Genomic DNA, 4,123 nt, shown 5'->3' on the forward strand with positions numbered 1-4,123 from the left:
ATTATATGCTGGGCTAATTTCAATCGCCCTGAACAGGGCTGACAAAAGACTTCCAACTATTTCTTTTCCCAGCATTTCATGCTGGGCTAATTTCAATCGCCCTAAATAGGGCTGACAAAAGACTTCTAACCATTTCTTTTCCCAGCATTATATGCTGGGCTAATTTCAATCGCCCTGAACAGGGCTGGCTTAATATTATGCCGCAAATAATTAGATTATCTCCATAATAATATTGTATCTTATTTTGTTTCATCGCGACGAATAGATTTATAGTGCAAAATTTTTAAACCAGTGGTATAATAAAAAGTCAAATATGAAATCAGTCCCTTGGTTTTTTCCGATATATACCTACGAAATTTATGCGCAAATGCTTGATCCGGCATTATTCCCACCGTTTAAAGGTTCGACGTTACGAGGTGCGTTCGGTATCGCATTAAAACAATTACTCTGCGTTGAACGGCAACGAGCAGATTGCACCGGTTGTATCGTTAATGCAACCTGCGGATATAAACGAATATTCGAGCCGGAATCAATGCAGGCAGACTCTCCTGCAGATATCCCGACCCCGTTTGTTTTAGAACCGCCACTCGATGAAAAAACCGAATATGCAGCTGGTGACCTAATCCAGTTCAATTGTATTCTTCTTGGTGACATCGTCCATGATTTACCATATATTGTAGTTGCGTTTACGCAAATGGGAAAAAATCGTATCGGATTGAAAGACCATCGCGGTCGGTTTACGATACTCAAAATTAAATCGGGACAGCGAATCATCTACGATGGGAAACAACAGGTATTAAAAAATCTCATTCTTCCGACGAAACTCAACCTACATCAATTGACGCCGGAACCGAAATCAATCACACTCCGATTTCAGACTCCCGTCCGTATTAAAACCGAAGGGAAACTCCATAATGAATTACCGTTTACTCTTTTTGCGCAGGTTCTCTATCGTCGTATCTATTTATTAGGTAAATACTATTATCCAGCGATACTAAACCAGATGCCGGAATATTCGCAGTATCTCGCTCGTGCGGAGCAGGTTTGCGTCAGCGCAACCGGATTAGCCTGGTATGATTGGAAACGGTTTTCCTATCGGCAGAAAACAGTTATGCGTCTTGGTGGACTTATTGGCGATATAACGTATACCGGTGACCTTGCATATTTTATGCCGTGGATAGGATTAGGAGAAAAATTCCATATCGGTAAGAACACTTCGTTCGGATTAGGTAAATACCAAATTATTTCTCACGGAGGATAAAACCATAATGTTAGCTGAAAAAATTATGCTTATATCTGTTGGAACTGGAGAAACCGTAGCGCATGGAATTATTCGTTCAATTGCCACGAATAATCCGACGGATATTATTTTTTTAGTTACTCGAGAGAGTGAATCGAAAACCTTACCGAAGATTGTCAACGACCGGATTATGCAAGGGCGGAACTATGCATCGCTTCTCTTAGCAGATAGCGATGATTTTGATGCGGTAGCAACCCAAGTGAAACAAGAAATTTATCGGTTACGGACAAAGAAACCGACTACCAATATTGCAATCGATTTTACCAGCGGAACGAAAGCGATGTCAGCGGCGTTAGTTTATGCTGGGATAGAATGCGGTGTGGATTCGTTCAGTTACATTTCCGGACGACGTGATTCGAACGGGAAGGTTATTTCCGGCGAAGAGAAAATAATTCAGTTTTCATTAAACCGCACCTATGCCAAATTACTCATTCGGCAAGCGGTCGAATTGTTTAATACGTTCCGTTACGATAGTTGTATAGCATTTTTACAACAGGTGAAACCATTAACCGCTGCACCGGAAATACGACAGCCGGTATCGGTGCTTGACCAATTAGCTGCAGGGTATTCCGCCTGGGATCGATTCGATATCAAATCAGCGTATGAGATATTTTTCGCGTTGAATAAAACTGATGATATCGATAAAATCTTACGTGCGTGGGGTATAAAATCGAAATTTGAATCCCATCTCCAATATCTACGAATGGAACGCGACCAGCAGTTTAGTCTCCATCAGGCGATAGATTTATTTGCGAATGCGCAACGGCGCGCTAAAACCGAAAAGAAGTTTGATGATGCACTTGCCCGATTATATCGGTTAACCGAATATTTAGCGCAAGTGCGATTAGCTCATTATAACCTCTATAAGCGAGTGAACAATCAGGAGGTTGATACCGAAGCGATTGACTTAGATCGGTTAGCGCAATTACTACCGGCACAACGCTTGGCTACATATCGCAACCGAACCGACCCGAGTTCCGGTAAACTCCGATTAGCGCTCGTTGAAAGTTATCGGTTATTAGCGGAACTAAACGATAATCTCGGGAAAATGTTCTGTAACGAATATAACCAATCTGATTTAAAGAAACTACTTACCGCACGAAATACTTCTATTCTCGCGCATGGATTTCAACCAATACCAGAATCGCTCTACGACCAGTTGGAAAAGAAACTTGAGCGGTTAATTGTAGTAGCTTTTCCTGAACAGCACGAGCACGAAACGATGTCGCAGCTTCTCAAAACCATTCAGTTTCCGAAAATTTCACTGGAACAGATTGTAACGTAAGAATGCATCATGCCGACGCTTTATTTATTAGAGCAGGGAACGAAATTAAATAAAACGTCAAAACGGCTTGTCGTAGAAAAAGAACGAGAAATTATTGCGGAAATTCCGGAGTTTAAAGTTGAACGGGTGTTTGTGTTTGGGAACGTGCAGATTTCAACGCAAGCGTTACGATTTCTGCTCGAGCACCAGATTGATTTAAGCTATTTTACCATGCAAGGGAAATGTCTCGGGAAACTGATTTCGTTTGAATCGAAAAACGTTCTGGTACGGATGGCGCAATATGCTGCCGCGAAAGATGAGGAGTTCAAATTACGAATAGCCAAATCGTTGGTCGCTGGTAAAATTCGGAATTGTTTAACGTTGGTACAACGATTTGCACGGAATCATCCGGAAATACCGTTTGCAGAAGAAATAACTCGGTTACAAGAGCTTCACGCCAGCGTTGAACGGAAAACGCAAATTTCAAGTTTACTCGGTGTTGAAGGTGTAGCGAGCCAGATCTATTTTAAAGCATTCGGGAAAATGCTGGTAAAAGATTTTACGTTCACGGAACGGAATCGGCATCCGCCACGAGATCCGGTCAATTCGCTATTGAGTTTAGGGTATACCTTATTAACTGCGGAAATGAGTTCGCTATTATTCGGGTTAGGCGTTGACCCGTATGTTGGATTTCTGCATCAGATAGAATATTCCCGTCCATCGTTAGCGCTCGATTTGATTGAAGAGTTTCGTTCAGCTATTGTAGATCGGTTTGTGCTCGATTTAATTCATAAAGATATGTTACAGCCGACTGATTTTACTTTTGAACAGACCGAAGATGGGGAAGTTTTGCGGGTTCTCCTTGCTCCGGAAGCGAAACGAGTTTTTTTCACACAGTATGAAAAACGGCTCGCTACTGAAATTACCGTGGATGATACCATGATGTCGTATCGTCGGTTGTTTGAACATCAGGCACGTAAAATGATTACCGCAATTGAACAGCGAACTGATTACGTGCCATTTTCGTATCGTTAAAAAATTAATCAAATTTATGAAAAAAGAGTTGACTATTATTGTCGCCTATGATATTATAAATGACAAGCGGCGCCGAAAAATTGCAAATGTTATGGAAGATTATGGCGACCGGATTCAGTATAGCGTTTTTGAATGTAATCTACCGCAGTCGCGATTTGAACAGATGAAACAGGAAATTTCGCTCGCTATTGAACCGAAGGAAGATAAAGTAAGTTTTTATTTTTTATGTGACGCATGCGTAACGAAAAAAGAATATCTTGGTACTTGCGAAATAGTTCAAGAACCTGAAGTGTATATTATATAAATAATCAACATTGTTAACCTTGAGTTTTGGTTTATCAAACCGAATAGAAATTTTGGCAGGATATGCCGATATAGAGTTAACTATAGAAAAATCAAATATTTATGAATTACATAGATATTTATTGAATAAATAAATATCTAAACAAAAAAACAGCCTAGAGTAGCGCTAAACGTAACGCAAATAAAATCAATGTTCTATAAATTCTGTTACGAAATTGTAC

At 40.4% G+C, this 4,123-nt stretch carries 4 protein-coding genes; all 4 read left to right on the plus strand.

All coding sequences use genetic code 11. From position 1 onward, the window contains the following. Positions 1-313 precede the first annotated feature (313 nt). From cas6 to cas2, 4 genes are read left to right on the plus strand one after another with little or no spacing between them, the layout of a single operon-like run. The gene (gene cas6 / locus N3A72_12370) at positions 314-1,261 is read left to right on the plus strand and encodes a CRISPR system precrRNA processing endoribonuclease RAMP protein Cas6 (GenBank protein MCX7920371.1); all 948 of its coding nucleotides are present in this window, start codon (positions 314-316) and stop codon (positions 1,259-1,261) included. 25 nt (positions 1,262-1,286) lie between these two features. Then, on the plus strand, positions 1,287-2,585 hold the full coding sequence (locus N3A72_12375) for a TIGR02710 family CRISPR-associated CARF protein (GenBank protein MCX7920372.1): 1,299 nt from the start codon (positions 1,287-1,289) through the stop codon (positions 2,583-2,585). A 9-nt stretch (positions 2,586-2,594) separates the two neighbouring features. After that, positions 2,595-3,599, plus strand: coding sequence for a CRISPR-associated endonuclease Cas1 (gene cas1, locus N3A72_12380; GenBank protein MCX7920373.1), 1,005 nt, complete (start codon positions 2,595-2,597; stop codon positions 3,597-3,599). 16 nt (positions 3,600-3,615) lie between these two features. Continuing rightward, positions 3,616-3,903 carry a CRISPR-associated endonuclease Cas2 gene (cas2, locus tag N3A72_12385; protein MCX7920374.1) on the plus strand — a complete coding sequence of 96 codons (288 nt, stop codon included), beginning with the start codon at positions 3,616-3,618 and terminating at the stop codon, positions 3,901-3,903. The last annotated feature ends 220 nt before the right edge of the window (positions 3,904-4,123 follow it).

The sequence above is a fragment of the bacterium genome (assembly GCA_026416715.1).
Lineage (GTDB): Bacteria > UBP4 > UBA4092 > JAOAEQ01 > JAOAEQ01 > JAOAEQ01.